We start from the raw sequence: 14,154 nt of genomic DNA, 5'->3' as shown, positions 1-14,154 counted from the left end.
CTGTACTAGCGTTCAGACATGCGCGTTGACATGATCACGAAGGAATATCCGCCGGAGATCTACGGCGGAGCGGGCGTTCACGTGGCAGAACTCGTCGCAGCGCTACGGGAATCCATTGATGTTCAGGTACGGGCCTTCGGCGCTGATCGCGATGAAGCAGGCACACGCTCATATCGGACCCCTGCTGAACTCTCCGGTCTCAACGCGGCAATACAAACCCTCGGCACCGACCTCGCGATGGTCGGCGATATCGGGGGAGCAGACCTGGTGCACAGCCACACCTGGTACGCGAACTTCGCCGGTCACATCGCCTCACAACTGCACAGCATCCCGCATGTTCTGACAGCGCACAGCCTCGAGCCGCTGCGCCCGTGGAAGGCGGAGCAGCTTGGTGGCGGCTATGCCGTCTCCAGCGGCATCGAGAAGCTCGCCTATGAGAATGCGGCGGCCGTCATCGCCGTCTCCGCCGGTATGCGCTCGGACATTCTGCGCAGTTACCCGCAGATCGACCCGGATCGGGTGCACGTCATCCATAACGGGATCGATGTGCAGCGCTGGCAGCCGGTGCGCAACCCGGCGTTCCTGCAGACCATCGGGCTGGACATCACGCGCCCGTCTGTGGTCTTCGTCGGGCGGATCACCCGCCAGAAGGGGCTTCCGTATCTGCTTCGGGCCGCAGCCCAGCTGCCACCCGAGGTGCAACTCGTGCTCTGCGCGGGCGCGCCGGATACGCCCGAGATCATGGCCGAGGTGCAGGACGGGGTCCGCCAGTTGCAACAGAGCAGACAGGGCGTGATCTGGATCGAACGGATGCTGCCTCGCGAGGAACTGTCCGCAATCCTCACCGCCGCGACGACTTTCGTTTGCCCATCGATTTACGAGCCTCTGGGCATCGTGAACTTGGAGGCGATGGCGTGTGGTGCGGCGGTGGTCGGTACCGCGACGGGAGGCATTCCCGAAGTCGTCGATGACGGCGTAACGGGGCGGCTTGTCCCGATCGAGCAGGTGCAGGACGGCACCGGAACACCCGTTGACCCGGACCGCTACGTCGCAGATCTCGCGCGCGTGCTGACCGAAGTCTGCCTGGACCCGGACCGTGCGGCATCGTTCGGGGCAGCCGGTCGACAGCGAGCGGCCGAAGAGTTCAGCTGGTCCGCAATTGCTGACGCCACCCGCGCGCTGTACGCAGACCTGATGCCCTGAGCCGATAGGCTGGAATCATGCCGAGCGCTCTGGAATTCACCGATGTCGTCGTGCGCCGTGACGGGCGCAACATCGTCGATCATGTGACCTGGCAGGTTGCAGACGACCAGCGATGGGTGGTGCTCGGGCCGAACGGCGCGGGCAAGACGACCCTGCTGCAGTTGGCCGACACGCTGATGCACCCGACGGAGGGCAGGGTCGACATCCTGGGCGAGACACTCGGTCGCGCCGACGTGTTCGAGATCCGTCCGCGCATCGGCTTCGCCTCCTCTGCGATGGCCAAGCGCATCCCACGCGACGAGACAGTGCTCAACGTCGTACTCACCGCGGCCTTCTCAGTGATGGGCCGCTGGAACGAGAAGTACGAGAACATCGATGAGCGTCGCGCGCTGCGCGTTCTGGAGGAATGGAAACTCGGTCACCTCTCAGACCGCACGTTCGGCACACTCAGCGACGGCGAGCAGAAGCGTGTGCAGATCGCTCGTGCGGTGATGACCGACCCGGAACTGCTCCTGTTGGATGAGCCGACGGCATCCCTCGATCTCGGCGCGCGTGAAGAACTGCTGAGCCTGTTGAGCGGGTACGCATCGTCGCCCACGACGCCGGCGATGGTCATGGTGACTCACCATGTCGAAGAGATTCCGATCGGATTCACCCACGTGCTCCTCATCCGTGACGGCGCGATCGTTGCTGCCGGTCCGATCGCCGAGACACTGACTGCCGCGGCCCTCACCGACACGTTCGGCTTGCCGATCGCACTCTCGTCGGAAGAAGGTCGGTACGCGGCGCGCGCGACTTCGTGACCGCGCATCTGCTAAACTCGACCCCTGGTGCACCTGCACCCTCTGACTTTCAATTTGTACGCACCCGCAAGCCAAGGAATCCGCATGAAGACTGACATTCACCCCGCCTACAAGGACATCGTGTTCCGCGACCTCGGCTCGGGCGAGACGTTCCTCACCCGTTCCACCGTCACCAGCGACAAGACCGTTGAGCTGGACGGCGTGGAGTACCCCGTCATCGACGTCGAGATCTCCTCGGCTTCGCACCCGTTCTACACGGGCAAGCAGCGCATCATGGACTCGGCCGGTCGCGTCGAGAAGTTCAACCAGCGCTTCAAGGGCTTCGGCGGCAGCAAGTAAGCAGCTTCCCGCAGCACGAAGGCCCCGCTCCGGCGGGGCTTTCGTCGTTCATGGGCGGGGGTTCAGACGCTGGTGTACGCCCGTACCGGCCAGGTGCCGTCGAGCGCATCGCTGGCGTCGAGCCGGCCGATGCGGATGAAGTATTCTGTGAGGCTTTCGGCCTGAGTACGGGCCCAGCTGATCTGCTGAGTGTGTAGCTCTTGGGCTGAAGGAGCGAGCTCGAAGGATCGGCCGATCGCCTGCGCGACGCGGCCCGCGGCAATGGCATCTGCTGAGGCCTCGTGTGCGCCATCGAGCTGGACACCATAGTGTTGAGCGACCACTTCGAGCGTTCGTTTGCCCTTGCGGTACCGGTCAACGGCCTTATCAATCACCAGCGGGTCGATGATTGGGCCCGGAGTCTCAAGCGGTGCGATGCCATGACGCAGGCACTCGTTCGTCAGCAGCGAGAAGTCGTACGAGGCGTTGTACGCGACCACCGGCATTCCCTGTGCAAACAGGGCGCGCAGCGCTGCGGTGATCTCGCTGACGACCTCGGCAGCCGGATGCCCGTCGCGCTGGGCCTGTGCGGTGGTCACGCCGTGCACGGCCGCTGCACCGTCGGGAATAGGGATACCGGGATCGGCCATCCACGATCGGGCTGCGATCTCGCGCCCCTTCGCGTCGAGCACTCCGACGTGCGCGGTGACGATGCGATCGGCGCTGACATCAACACCCGTCGTCTCAAGATCGAAGACGCCGATACGACCGAGCCAGTCGGGGAGTTCGAGATCTGTTGCCATGCCCTAACGGTATGGAGAGCCTCGGACATTGTCGCTGAGGCTCGCCCGTAGACTGGAATCATGCCCGTCTTCTCGCCGTACGCCGATCGTTTGAGCCGTATTCCGATTGAGCGTCACGAGGTCGAAGTGCGCGGCGGAACAACAGCGTATTGGGTTTACGGTCCGTCAGCCGACTCGGATACCGACCAAAGTGCACAGGACGCGGCGGCCCCGAAGACAGAGCCGTTGACCGTCATCGCCGTGCACGGTTTCCGGGGCGAGCACCATGGCCTCGAGCCGGTTCTGGCGTACCTGCCTGACGTGCGCGTGATCGCGCCTGACCTTCCCGGCTTCGGCGAGACGCCACCGTTACCCGGAAGCACCCACGATCTCGACGAGTACGCGGGGTGGTTGCAGGACTTCGCCGCGGCGGTGGCACCGGGAGCGGTGATCCTCGGGCATTCTTTCGGTTCGATCGTCAGTTCAGCCGCTGTCGCCACCGGCTTGCAGACTCCCCGTCTCATTCTCATCAACCCGATCGGCGCGCCGGCACTGGAGGGGCCGAAGGGACTGATGACCCGGCTGGCCGTTCTCTACTACGAACTGGGCGCGAAGCTGCCGGCCAAGCTCGGCACAGCTCTGCTGCGCAGTCGTCTGATCGTCCGCGTCGCAAGCATCACGATGGCGAAGACCAAGGACCCCGTGCTGCGGCGTTTCATCCATGACCAGCACGACACCTACTTCTCGGACTTCGCTGATCGTGACGTGCTTCGGGATGCCTTCGTCGCCAGTGTCTCGCAGGATGTGCGAGCCTTCGCCCCGCGCATCGCGGTGCCGACGCTGCTGGTGGCGGCGCAACAGGATGACATCACCCCGATCGAAGCTGAACGGCATCTGGCCACTCTGTTCCCGAGCGCGGAGCTGGTGGAAATCGCAGATGTCGGACACCTGATCCACTATGAAACCCCCGCGGAAGCGGCCGGGCACATTCGTCGCTTCCTCAGGGTTCCCGTCGCGCAAGGCCGATGAGCCCCGCAACACGGAACGGAATCACTTCGCCCATCGCCAGCGAAGTCTCGGTACGCTCCACGCCTTCGATGGACAGAATTCGCGCATCCGTGTCAAAGAGATGCCGTGCATCACGGCACGCCACTCGCGCAAGCAGATCGATGGATCCGCTCAAACCGTGCACCTGCAGAATCTCGGGAATTCGTGCAAGTTCCGCGGTGATCCGCGGCAGATCGGTCTGACGCAGCCCGATACTCACGAACGCCTGCAGCGGGAAACCGAGCACCTCCGGTGAGAACGAGCGTTCGTAGGACAGGAACACTCCGGTCTGCTCAAGCCGAGCCATTCGGGCCTGAATCGTATTGCGCGACAAGCCGAGCATGTCTGCGAGCGCAACAATCGTCGTGCGTGGGTCCTCAGCGAGCACAGTGAGCAGTTCGAGATCAACTCGGTCAAGCGTCGACATAGTGCCAAACGTTAGCAGGATCTGTGCCGCGTTAATGGGCAACATGCTCAGCGGTTGGCTCAATGCTTGAGCGTGCTGATCAGTAGACGTACGCTCGAAGCATCCGATGACGATGTCGGAGCAGGCGTGCAACTCCTCACGAGGGAGTCACCTGACAGGAGGACGATGATGTCACCGCAGACCACCCCGATCGCAGACACCACACAGGATCTTGAGCTCTCCGAGCGGCTCATCGCGCCCGACGGGACGCGCCTGAGCAACCCCGCGCTGGACGCATTGGTCGCTGACGTTGACGCCGCGCAGCTGCGCGGCCTTCATCGCGACATGGTGATTCTTCGACGCATCGACTCCGAGGGTGTTGCGCTGCAACGCCAGGGACAGCTGGGCCTGTGGGCACCGTGCAACGGCCAGGAAGCGGCGCAGATCGGCACAGCGCGCGCTCTGGACCCAATCGACTTCGTGTTCCCGAGCTACCGCGAGACCGGCGTGATCTACGCGCGGGGCGCGCAGCCGGCGGACTTCGTCCGCGTGTGGCGCGGTGAAGAGGGTGCACCCTTCGATCCGCAGGAGATGCGCGTTGCGCCGCTGCAGATCATCATCGGCGCCCAGACACTGCACGCTGTCGGCTACGCGATGGGCATCAAATACGACAAGGCCCCGGAAGTTGCCGTGACCTATTTCGGAGACGGCGCCACCAGCCAGGGTGATGTCAACGAGGCCATGGTGTTCGCTGCTTCCTATCAGGCACCGGTGGTGTTTGTCTGCCAGAACAACCACTGGGCGATCTCCGAGCCCGTTGCTGTGCAGTCGCAGTATCCGATTGCCGGCCGCGCCCCCGGATTCGGCATCCCCAGCATGCGTGTCGACGGAAACGACGTACTGGCCTGTATGGCTGCGATGCGCTGGGCTCTGGCGCATGCGCGGGCAGGTAAGGGACCGGCGTTCATCGAGGCGGTGACCTACCGGATGGGGCCGCACACCACCTCCGACGACCCGACGCGTTACCGGGATGCTGCCGAGCTTGAGGCCTGGCGCACGCGTGACCCGATCGCACGGTTGGAAGCGCACCTGCGCACCGCCGGAGAGATCGATGACGAGCAGATCGCCGCAGCACATGCCGACGCAGATGTCATCGCTCGTCAGATGCGTGCCGAATGCATCAGCATGGTGACCCGTGAGCCGCTCGCCGTCTTTGATGGTGTGTACGCCGAGCCGCATTGCGGTATCGATCGCCAGCGCGATGAGTACGCAGCGTACCTCTCGAGCTTCGAGGAGGCGTGAGATGACCGTGATGACTCTGGGCAAGGCCCTCAACGCTGGACTCCGTCAGGCCATGAAGGACGACGACAAAGTCGTGCTGATGGGTGAAGACATCGGAAAGCTCGGGGGCGTGTTCCGCATCACCGACGGGTTGCTGGACGAGTTCGGCGCGACGCGCGTGATCGATACTCCACTCGCCGAGTCCGGGATCGTGGGCGCCGCAGTCGGGCTGGCCTACCGTGGGTACCGACCCGTGGTCGAGATCCAGTTCGACGGATTCGTCTATCCGGCGTTTGATCAGATCGTCTCGCAGGTTGCGAAGTTGCACTACCGCACGCAGGGCCGGGTGAAGATGCCGATCACGATCCGCATTCCCTGGGCCGGTGGAATCGGTGCGGCGGAACACCACTCGGAGTCCCCGGAAGCCTACTTCGTACACACCGCCGGGCTACGGGTGATCGCTGTCTCCAACCCGGAGGACGCCTATCGCTGCCTACAGCAGGCGATCGCATCAGACGACCCGGTGATCTTCTTCGAACCCAAGCGCCTCTATCACCACAAGGGCGAGGTTGACTTGGAATCTTCGCTGGCGGATGCTTCGCCGATGGGGCTCGCCCGTGTCGTCCGCGAAGGATCGGATGCCACGGTCATCACGTACGGCGCGATGCTATCCACAGCGCTGGATGCCGCGGACGCTGCCTCCGACGAGGGCTTGTCTCTCGAGGTGATCGATCTGCGTTCGTTGTCGCCCATCGACTACGACACGGTCGCCGCATCCGTTCGGCGTACCGGACGCGTCGTTGTCGCGCACGAGGCATCACGGGAGGCCGGAGTTGCGGCTGAGGTGATCGCAAGCATCACGGAGCGCTGCTTCGAGTATCTCGAGTCCGCCCCTCTGCGCGTAACCGGACACGATGTGCCGTATCCGCCCGCAAAGCTGGAGAAGTTCCATCTGCCGGATCTGGACCGGATTCTTGATGCCGTCGACCGCGTCCTTGAGCGGCCGAACAGCTTGACGGGGGCCGAATCATGATCGAAGAATTCCGTCTTCCTGATCTCGGTGAGGGGCTCACGGAAGCCGATGTCGTGCAGTGGCTCGTTGCGCCCGGTGACACCGTCACGCTGAATCAGACCCTGGCCGAGGTGGAAACCGCTAAGGCCGTTGTTGAGCTGCCGTCACCCTATGAGGGCACCGTGCACAGTCTGCACGCCGAGGCCGGAGCCACCGTGGCCGTTGGTGCACCGCTCATCGCCTTCGACGTCGCCGGCGAAGCCGCGGATGGTGCAGCGCCGCCAGCCCAGGCCCAGGCCCAGGCTCCGGCAGAGGAAGCGGAGAAGACACCGCCGAATCTGGTGGGTTATGGCGCAGCTCCGTCGAGCACGGCACGCCCGGTCCGGCGCGCTCGGCGCTCGGCTGTGGGGACCAGGACTATCGATACCGCTGTGTTGGAGGCGGCCCCGCACGATGTTCTGCCCGAGATGCCAGCGACCCGCCAGACCGGTGAACGGCCGCGTTCCACGCCGCCGGTGCGCGCCTACGCCAAGCGGCTGGGCGTAGACATCGTCCTGGTTGCCGCGGAAGTCGGTGACCGGCTCATTACACGCGATGACATCGATGCCTATGCCGAGCGCATCGGTGCGGCTCCGCAGACCGGTCCCGCTGAGACAGCAGCATCGAAGCATCCGGCGCCGCCTACAGCGCCTCCGTCGACGCCGGGGGAGCGTGAAACACGCATTCCCATTCGCGGGGTGCGCAAGCACACCGCCGCCGCGATGGTGCAGAGTGCGTTCACCGCTCCGCACGTGACCACCTTCCACACGGTTGATGTCACCGAAACGATGGATCTCATCGCGAGCCTGCGTCAGGATCGCGCTCTGGCCGAGCATCGGATCGGACCGCTCGTCGTCGTGGCGAAGGCTGTCTGCCTGGCCCTGCCCCGTACACCCGGGCTGAACTCGCGCTGGGACGAGGAAGCCGCGGAGATCGTACAGCCGCACTACGTCGATCTGGGCATTGCAGCGGCAACCGAGCGTGGTCTCATCGTGCCGAACATCCGTGATGCGGATCAGATGACTCTGCCAGAGCTCGCCGACGCACTGAGTGCTCTGACCGAGACTGCGCGGTCCGGGAAGACCTCGCCGGCCGAGCTGATGGGTGGCACATTCTCGATCACCAACATCGGAGTCTTCGGTATCGATGCGGGAACCCCGATCCTGCCACCCGGTCAGTCGGGAATTCTCGCGGTGGGAGCGGTTCGTCGTCAACCCTGGGAATACCGCGGTGAGATCGCGCTGCGGCAAATGATGACGCTGAGTCTCTCGTTCGATCATCGCGTCGTGGATGGCGCCGAGGGTGCGCGCTTCGTCAAGGACGTCGCGGATATTCTCGAACAACCGGGCCGGGCGATGCTCCTGCGGTGATCGCGCGGAGCCGGTCTGAAATCAGAGGCCAGCGAGCAGTGCGGCCTCGGCCATCGTGATCAGCGTGCGCGCGGTTGTCTTCTTCGAACGGGAAGCGCTGCGCGTGCTGTGGGGCGTGGAGTTGATGAGGCCGAAGCACGCCTGGACGCGGAGGCGCAGCTCATCGGTTGCGCCCGACTGCAAGGGATGCAATGCGTCGATCCACAGGTCGATATAGGTGCGCTGCAGGCGGCGGACCTCCGCCTGGTCAGCATCTGCGAGATGGGCCAGGTCCCGGTCTTGCACCCGGATGACGTCGGCGTTGGACAGTGCGAAATCAACGTGGAAGGTGACGAGTGCCCGCATCCGCTCTCTCTCGTCCGCTGCGCCGTCAAACACGTTCCGGCCGCCACTGACGAGTTCCTCGCTGACCTTGATCAGCACAGCTCCCAGCAGGGCCTGCTTGCCGGCGAAGTGACGATACACAGCGGGACCGGAGACACCGACGGCGGACCCGATGTCCTCAAGACTCACCCCGGAGTATCCGCGCTCAGCAAAAAGGCGCGCCGCTTCCTGCAGGAGGGCATCGGCACGCTCGGCCTTGGCGCGATCTCGCGCAGTGACAGGGGTTGTCATCTCAGTTAATGCTCGCTAACCTAAATGAACTGGTTAGTGAACACTAACCGAAAATGCATGATGAGTGCCACCACGTGAGTCAAGGAGGACATCACGATGCCCCCTACCCAGCAATCGCTCGCGCGCGAGCTGCGCGACCGTCTGGCGACCGCCGCGCTCGGAGGTCCCGAACGTTCCCGCCAGCGGCACGTTGAACGGGGCAAGCTGCTGCCGCGAGAGCGCATCACCCGGCTGCTGGATGAGGGCAGCCCCTTCCTCGAGGTCTCGCCGCTCGCTGCGGATCGCATGTATGACGGCGAAGCTCCGGGGGCGGGTGTCATTGCGGGCATCGGTCTGGTGCACGGGCGGCATGTGATGGTCGTATGCAATGACGCCACCGTCAAGGGGGGCAGTTACCTGCCGATGACGGTGAAGAAGCACCTGCGCGCGCAGGAGATCGCGCTGGAGAATCGGCTGCCGTGCCTCTATCTCGTCGATTCTGGGGGAGCATTCCTCCCCAAACAGGACGAAGTGTTTCCCGACCGCGAGCACTTCGGTCGCATCTTCTTCAACCAGGCCCGTATGAGCGCGGAACGCATCCCGCAGATCGCGGCCGTGCTCGGCAGCTGCACCGCCGGTGGCGCCTACGTCCCCGCTATGAGCGATGAAACAGTGATCGTGCGCAACCAGGGCACGATCTTCCTCGGCGGGCCACCGCTGGTGAAGGCGGCGATCGGCGAGGTCGTCAGCGCTGAAGAACTCGGCGGGGGAGAGCTGCATGCCCGCCGCTCGGGCGTCGTCGACCATCTCGCCGAAGACGATGAGCATGCCCTGGAGATCGTGCGCAACATCGTTGCCACCCTGCCGCAGCCCGCACAGCCGGCGTGGGATGTGGATCCCTCTCACGAGCCCGCGGAGCCATCCAGCCTGTACGACGTGGTTCCCGTAGACGTGAACGCAAGCTACGACGTGCGAGAGGTTCTCGCCAGACTTATCGACGGCGACTCGTTCCACGAGTTCAAGGCTGAGTACGGCACGACACTGGTCACCGGATTCGCCAGGCTCCACGGACATCCGATCGGCATCGTTGCGAACAACGGCGTATTGTTCAGCGAGTCCGCCCTCAAGGGAGCTCACTTCATCGAGCTGTGCGACCAACGCGGCATTCCCCTGCTGTTCCTGCAGAACATCACCGGCTTCATGGTCGGCTCCGAAGCTGAAGCCGGCGGCATCGCCAAGGACGGCGCGAAGATGGTCACCGCTGTTGCCACGACTCGGGTGCCGAAGCTGACCGTCATCATCGGTGGATCCTTCGGCGCCGGCAACTACTCGATGTGCGGCCGCGCGTACTCACCGCGTTTTCTGTGGACATGGCCTGCCAGCCGGATCTCCGTGATGGGTGGCGCGCAAGCAGCCTCGGTGCTGGCGACCGTGAAAGAAGACCAACTCACCGGGCGCGGCGAGAACTGGAGCGGCGAGGAGCGCACCGCGTTCGAAGCGCCTATCCGTGCCCAGTACGAGACTCAGGGGGAGCCGTACTATGCCACCGCGAGGCTATGGGATGACGGAATCATCGACCCCGACCAGACCCGCGACACGCTCGGGCTCGCACTGGATGTCATCGCCCGCAGCCCGCTACCCGAACCGCGCTTCGGCCTTTTCCGGATGTGAGTGCCATGACCACTAGTGAGCCAGCCACCGCGATCACCACTCGTCGTCCCGCGCGCGCGGACTTCGACACCGTCCTCGTCGCCAACCGCGGGGAGATCGCTCGACGCATCATTCGCACACTGCGCGAACGTGGAGTGCACAGCGTCGCCGTCTACAGCGAGGCCGATGCCACATCGCCGCACGTCCGTGAAGCCGACAGCGCCGTGCTGATCGGCCCGGCACCGGCAGCGGAGTCATACCTGAGCGTTGACGCCATCATCGCTGCCGCGCAGCAGAGTGGCGCGCAGGCGATTCATCCCGGCTACGGTTTTCTGTCTGAGAGTATCGCCCTCGCAGAAGCCTGTGCGGAAGCGGGAATCACCTTCATTGGCCCCTCGCCCCGAGCAATTGAGATCATGGGCGACAAGTCCGCTGCCCGGGAACAGGTCGAAGCCCATGGTGTGCCGGTCGTCCCCGGCTTCGATGCCACCGGACTTTCGGACGAACAGATTGCCCAGCGTGCCGCAGAGGTCGGCTACCCGCTGCTCGTCAAGCCCAGTGCCGGCGGCGGCGGAAAGGGGATGGAGGTCGTCTCGCAGGCTAATGAGCTCGCCGGTGCGCTGGCATCGGCTCGTCGCGTGGCATCAGCAGCGTTCGGCGATGATTCGCTGCTGTTGGAGCGACTTATCGCGCGCCCGCGCCACATCGAGGTACAGGTCTTCGGCGACGCGCACGGCACGGTGATCGCCCTCGGCGAGCGCGAGTGCACGCTGCAACGACGGCACCAGAAGGTCGTTGAGGAAGCTCCCTCCGCGGGGCTCGCGGAGGCCGTTCGAACGCAACTGTTCGCCGCGGCGATTCGAGCGGCCGAGAGCGTCGAGTATGTCGGTGCCGGCACCGTAGAATTCCTGGTCGATGCGGATGCCCCGGATGAGTTCTTCTTCATCGAGATGAACACGCGACTGCAGGTGGAGCATCCCGTCACCGAAGCGGTCACCGGACTGGATCTTGTCGCGTTGCAACTGTCGGTTGCCGCGGGGGAGAAGCTGCCCGAGCCGCCGGCCGTGACTGGCCATGCCGTCGAAGCCCGCATCTACGCGGAGTCTCCGGAACGGGGCTTTCTGCCGTCGACCGGGCACGTGTTGCGTTTCGATGCCCCGCCGGGCGTGCGCGTGGATGCCGCGATCGAGACGGGCAGCGAAGTCACCGGCTTCTACGATCCGATGATCGCCAAGGTCATCGCCTCCGGCCCTGACCGGGAGTCGGCGCTTGCCCGACTGGACGCGGCTCTCGCCCGCACTGTTGTGCTCGGGGTGGAGACGAACATCACGTTCCTGCGGCAGTTGGTGACCAACGAGCGTGTCCTGCGCGGGGACTTGGACACCGGGCTGATCGAGACGCTGCTTCCGCTGTCGCCCCTCGTGGCATCGCCCGGCATGCTGCAGGCCGCGAGAAACACCGTGCTGCATGAGAAACAGCCCCAGAACGTGTTTCTCATGCAGCAAGGCAATTCTCATCGCAGCGGATCGGTCTGGGCAGCCCTGACCGATGAAACCGCTCGCGAAATTGCTTTCCTCGCCGACAGCGGCGAGCTCGTCGACGTACCTGGCGGATGGACATCGGATGCCGACGCCGCCGCCAGTGCGATCGACGAAGAAGGAGCGGTCTGGGTGTCGGTGGCCGGTCACACCACGCGGCTCCGCCCGCTGGGCCGACGTGCTCGCATGCGCCATCGTCTGGCTGCTCAGCAGCCCGCTGCCGCCGAGACGAGCCCGGAAGCGCGAGCCCCGATGCCAGGCAGCGTCGTCGCCGTACACGTCACCGACGGAGCTCACGTCACAGCGGGACAGCCGCTCGTGTCTATCGAAGCGATGAAGATGGAGCATCCGGTGCTCGCACCACACGACGGCGACGTGCATCTACTGGTTGCCGTCGGCGACCAAGTACGGCGTGACCAATCCGTTGCGACCGTCACATCCGCCTCAGAACACCCGACGGAGGAGAACGACCATGACCTACGACCTCACTGAAGAAGAACTCGAACTGAGCACCATGGTGCGTGAGTTCGCCGACGCCGTTGTCGCACCGCAGGCGTACGAGGCTGATCGCACGCACACGCTGTCGATGGACGTTGTTTCGCAGATGGGCGAGCTTGGGCTGTTCGGGTTGCCGTTTCCTGAGGAAGTCGGTGGGCAGGGCGGCGACTACATGGCTCTCGGCCTTGCGATCGAAGCCCTCGGCCGGGTGGACCAGTCCATCGCGATCACACTGGAGGCCGGAGTAAGCCTGGGCGCAATGCCGGTCTTCCGGTTCGGAACGGATGCGCAGCGCGCCGAGTATCTGCCGGATCTGCTCGCTGGCCGCGCCCTGGCCGGGTTCGGACTGACCGAGCCTGAGGCCGGCAGCGATGCCGGAGCCACCCGCACAACCGCTCGCCGCGATGGCGACGAATGGGTGATCGACGGATCGAAGCAGTTCATCACGAACTCCGGCACGCCCATCACTCGATTCGTGACAGTCACCGCGGTCACCGGTACCACTCAGACTCCGGGCGCGCAGGCGCGTAAGCAAATCTCGACGATCATCGTTCCCAACGGCACCCCGGGCTTCACCGTGGAAGCACCGTACGACAAGGTCGGTTGGCATGCCTCAGACACACACCCGCTGAGCTTTGACGGCGCGCGCGTCCCCGCGGAGAATCTGCTGGGTGAAGAGGGGCGCGGGTTTGCGAACTTCCTCAACATCCTCGACGAGGGGCGCATCGCCATCGCGGCGCTCTCAACGGGCGCTGCGGAGGGATGCTTGGAAGCCGCTGTCGACTACGCCAAGAGCCGCACAGTCTTCGGCAGCGCGCTCAGCACGCGTCAGAACGCTCAGTTCACGCTGGCGAGGATGCGTACCCGGGTGCACACGGCCCGCCTGGCCTGGCATCACGCCGCACGCCTGCGGGACGCCGGAAAGCCGTTTGCCGAGCCGGCCGCGATCGCGAAGCTCGTTGCCGGAGACGCAGCGATGGACAATGCTCGGGATGCGACGCAGATCTTCGGCGGCAACGGCTTCATGAACGAGTTCTCGGTCGCACGCCACTATCGTGATTCGAAGATCCTCGAGATCGGCGAAGGCACGACCGAGGTGCAACTGCTGGTGATCGCTCGTGGATTGGGATTGACCTGATGACCGACATCGTCCAGCGCGGACTGTACTTCGAAGAGTTCGAAGTGGGTGCGCGTTACCTGCATCGACCAGGGCGTACAGCCACAGAGGCCGACAACATGCTGTTCACCACGTTGACGATGAATACCCAGGCACTGCACCTGGATGCGGCCTTCGCTGAGACCCAAGAGTTCGGCCAGCGGCTGATGAACTCGATGTGGACGCTGTCGACCATGGTCGGGGCATCCGTCGCCCAACTGACCCAGGGCACGCTGGTGGCCCAGCTCGGACTCGGTGACATCGCGTTCCCGCATCCGCTCTTCGCCGGTGACACCCTGTACACCGAGAGTGAGATCACCGATAAGCGGCTATCAGGGTCGCGTCCGGAGCAGGGCATCTGCACGATCGCGCACACCGGTCGCAACCAGGACGGTGTCATCGTCGCGATCGCGACACGCGTCGCTCTCATGCACTGTCAGCCGAAGGAGCAGTGACC

The 14,154-nt window shown here is 64.5% G+C and carries 14 protein-coding genes; 11 read left to right on the top strand and 3 right to left on the bottom strand.

What is annotated here, in order from left to right; translation table 11 throughout:
- The first annotated feature begins 18 nt into the window (after window positions 1–18).
- From glgA to ACW5CM_RS11955, 3 genes are all read left to right on the top strand, one after another.
- Entirely contained in the window at window positions 19–1,203 is a 1,185-nt protein-coding gene (gene glgA / locus ACW5CM_RS11965; RefSeq protein WP_438254657.1) for a glycogen synthase, read from the top strand.
- 17 nt (window positions 1,204–1,220) lie between these two features.
- Window positions 1,221–2,006 carry an ABC transporter ATP-binding protein gene (locus tag ACW5CM_RS11960; RefSeq protein WP_438254656.1) on the top strand — a complete coding sequence of 262 codons (786 nt, stop codon included), beginning with the start codon at window positions 1,221–1,223 and terminating at the stop codon, window positions 2,004–2,006.
- An 84-nt stretch (window positions 2,007–2,090) separates the two neighbouring features.
- Complete coding sequence (locus ACW5CM_RS11955; RefSeq protein ID WP_438254655.1) at window positions 2,091–2,345, top strand: type B 50S ribosomal protein L31; 255 nt, start codon at window positions 2,091–2,093, stop codon at window positions 2,343–2,345.
- A 62-nt stretch (window positions 2,346–2,407) separates the two neighbouring features.
- Here ACW5CM_RS11955 and ACW5CM_RS11950 read toward each other — a convergent pair whose 3' ends face one another.
- Window positions 2,408–3,127 carry a 3'-5' exonuclease gene (locus ACW5CM_RS11950; RefSeq protein WP_457125117.1) on the bottom strand — a complete coding sequence of 240 codons (720 nt, stop codon included), beginning with the start codon at window positions 3,125–3,127 and terminating at the stop codon, window positions 2,408–2,410.
- Between the two features lie 60 nt (window positions 3,128–3,187).
- On the opposite strand from ACW5CM_RS11950, the gene ACW5CM_RS11945 reads away from it, so the two are divergent.
- Window positions 3,188–4,135 (top strand): alpha/beta fold hydrolase, encoded by a 948-nt coding sequence (locus ACW5CM_RS11945; RefSeq protein ID WP_457125116.1) that lies wholly within the window; start codon window positions 3,188–3,190, stop codon window positions 4,133–4,135.
- Here the strand turns inward: ACW5CM_RS11945 and ACW5CM_RS11940 are convergent.
- A complete protein-coding gene (locus ACW5CM_RS11940) occupies window positions 4,107–4,580 on the bottom strand; it encodes an Lrp/AsnC family transcriptional regulator (RefSeq protein ID WP_438254650.1) in 474 nt (157 codons plus the stop codon). The two genes, ACW5CM_RS11945 and ACW5CM_RS11940, sit on opposite strands and share 29 nt — an antisense overlap.
- 168 nt (window positions 4,581–4,748) lie before the next feature.
- Between ACW5CM_RS11940 and pdhA the strand changes: the two genes are divergently transcribed.
- From pdhA to ACW5CM_RS11925, 3 genes are read left to right on the top strand one after another with little or no spacing between them, the layout of a single operon-like run.
- Window positions 4,749–5,861: a pyruvate dehydrogenase (acetyl-transferring) E1 component subunit alpha gene (gene pdhA, locus ACW5CM_RS11935; RefSeq protein ID WP_457125115.1), complete on the top strand. Its 1,113-nt coding sequence runs from the start codon at window positions 4,749–4,751 to the stop codon at window positions 5,859–5,861.
- Between the two features lies 1 nt (window position 5,862).
- On the top strand, window positions 5,863–6,873 hold the full coding sequence (locus ACW5CM_RS11930; protein ID WP_457125114.1) for an alpha-ketoacid dehydrogenase subunit beta: 1,011 nt from the start codon (window positions 5,863–5,865) through the stop codon (window positions 6,871–6,873).
- Window positions 6,870–8,261 carry a dihydrolipoamide acetyltransferase family protein gene (locus ACW5CM_RS11925; protein ID WP_457125113.1) on the top strand — a complete coding sequence of 464 codons (1,392 nt, stop codon included), beginning with the start codon at window positions 6,870–6,872 and terminating at the stop codon, window positions 8,259–8,261. Before ACW5CM_RS11930 ends, ACW5CM_RS11925 begins: the two co-directional genes overlap by 4 nt.
- A gap of 21 nt (window positions 8,262–8,282) precedes the next feature.
- On the opposite strand, the gene ACW5CM_RS11920 is transcribed toward ACW5CM_RS11925, so the two are convergent.
- Window positions 8,283–8,876 (bottom strand): TetR/AcrR family transcriptional regulator, encoded by a 594-nt coding sequence (locus ACW5CM_RS11920; RefSeq protein ID WP_457125112.1) that lies wholly within the window; start codon window positions 8,874–8,876, stop codon window positions 8,283–8,285.
- A 96-nt stretch (window positions 8,877–8,972) separates the two neighbouring features.
- Here ACW5CM_RS11920 and ACW5CM_RS11915 point away from each other — a divergent pair, with 96 nt between their 5' ends.
- Genes ACW5CM_RS11915 through ACW5CM_RS11900 form a run of 4 tightly spaced genes read left to right on the top strand, consistent with a single transcriptional unit; the run spans window position 8,973 to window position 14,152 of the window.
- On the top strand, window positions 8,973–10,526 hold the full coding sequence (locus ACW5CM_RS11915) for a carboxyl transferase domain-containing protein (RefSeq protein ID WP_457125111.1): 1,554 nt from the start codon (window positions 8,973–8,975) through the stop codon (window positions 10,524–10,526).
- Between the two features lie 5 nt (window positions 10,527–10,531).
- On the top strand, window positions 10,532–12,535 hold the full coding sequence (locus ACW5CM_RS11910) for an acetyl/propionyl/methylcrotonyl-CoA carboxylase subunit alpha (protein WP_457125110.1): 2,004 nt from the start codon (window positions 10,532–10,534) through the stop codon (window positions 12,533–12,535).
- Window positions 12,516–13,679: an acyl-CoA dehydrogenase family protein gene (locus tag ACW5CM_RS11905; RefSeq protein WP_439254671.1), complete on the top strand. Its 1,164-nt coding sequence runs from the start codon at window positions 12,516–12,518 to the stop codon at window positions 13,677–13,679. The genes ACW5CM_RS11910 and ACW5CM_RS11905 overlap by 20 nt, the downstream gene beginning before the upstream one ends.
- Window positions 13,679–14,152, top strand: coding sequence for a MaoC family dehydratase (locus tag ACW5CM_RS11900; RefSeq protein WP_457125109.1), 474 nt, complete (start codon window positions 13,679–13,681; stop codon window positions 14,150–14,152). Before ACW5CM_RS11905 ends, ACW5CM_RS11900 begins: the two co-directional genes overlap by 1 nt.
- The last annotated feature ends 2 nt before the right edge of the window (window positions 14,153–14,154 follow it).

The sequence above is a fragment of the Microbacterium wangyouchuni genome (assembly GCF_054072595.1).
This window is presented reverse-complemented; position numbering and strand designations above follow the sequence as displayed.

What these genes read in the sequence shown, in the direction of transcription:
- glgA (WP_438254657.1), top strand. Translation starts at nt 19, where the DNA reads ATGCGCGTTGACATGATCACGAAGGAATATCCGCCGGAGATCTACGGC.
- ACW5CM_RS11960 (WP_438254656.1), top strand. Translation starts at nt 1,221, where the DNA reads ATGCCGAGCGCTCTGGAATTCACCGATGTCGTCGTGCGCCGTGACGGG.
- ACW5CM_RS11955 (WP_438254655.1), top strand. Translation starts at nt 2,091, where the DNA reads ATGAAGACTGACATTCACCCCGCCTACAAGGACATCGTGTTCCGCGAC.
- ACW5CM_RS11950 (WP_457125117.1), bottom strand. Translation starts at nt 3,127, where the DNA reads ATGGCAACAGATCTCGAACTCCCCGACTGGCTCGGTCGTATCGGCGTC.
- ACW5CM_RS11945 (WP_457125116.1), top strand. Translation starts at nt 3,188, where the DNA reads ATGCCCGTCTTCTCGCCGTACGCCGATCGTTTGAGCCGTATTCCGATT.
- ACW5CM_RS11940 (WP_438254650.1), bottom strand. Translation starts at nt 4,580, where the DNA reads ATGTCGACGCTTGACCGAGTTGATCTCGAACTGCTCACTGTGCTCGCT.
- pdhA (WP_457125115.1), top strand. Translation starts at nt 4,749, where the DNA reads ATGTCACCGCAGACCACCCCGATCGCAGACACCACACAGGATCTTGAG.
- ACW5CM_RS11930 (WP_457125114.1), top strand. Translation starts at nt 5,863, where the DNA reads ATGACCGTGATGACTCTGGGCAAGGCCCTCAACGCTGGACTCCGTCAG.
- ACW5CM_RS11925 (WP_457125113.1), top strand. Translation starts at nt 6,870, where the DNA reads ATGATCGAAGAATTCCGTCTTCCTGATCTCGGTGAGGGGCTCACGGAA.
- ACW5CM_RS11920 (WP_457125112.1), bottom strand. Translation starts at nt 8,876, where the DNA reads ATGACAACCCCTGTCACTGCGCGAGATCGCGCCAAGGCCGAGCGTGCC.
- ACW5CM_RS11915 (WP_457125111.1), top strand. Translation starts at nt 8,973, where the DNA reads ATGCCCCCTACCCAGCAATCGCTCGCGCGCGAGCTGCGCGACCGTCTG.
- ACW5CM_RS11910 (WP_457125110.1), top strand. Translation starts at nt 10,532, where the DNA reads ATGACCACTAGTGAGCCAGCCACCGCGATCACCACTCGTCGTCCCGCG.
- ACW5CM_RS11905 (WP_439254671.1), top strand. Translation starts at nt 12,516, where the DNA reads ATGACCTACGACCTCACTGAAGAAGAACTCGAACTGAGCACCATGGTG.
- ACW5CM_RS11900 (WP_457125109.1), top strand. Translation starts at nt 13,679, where the DNA reads ATGACCGACATCGTCCAGCGCGGACTGTACTTCGAAGAGTTCGAAGTG.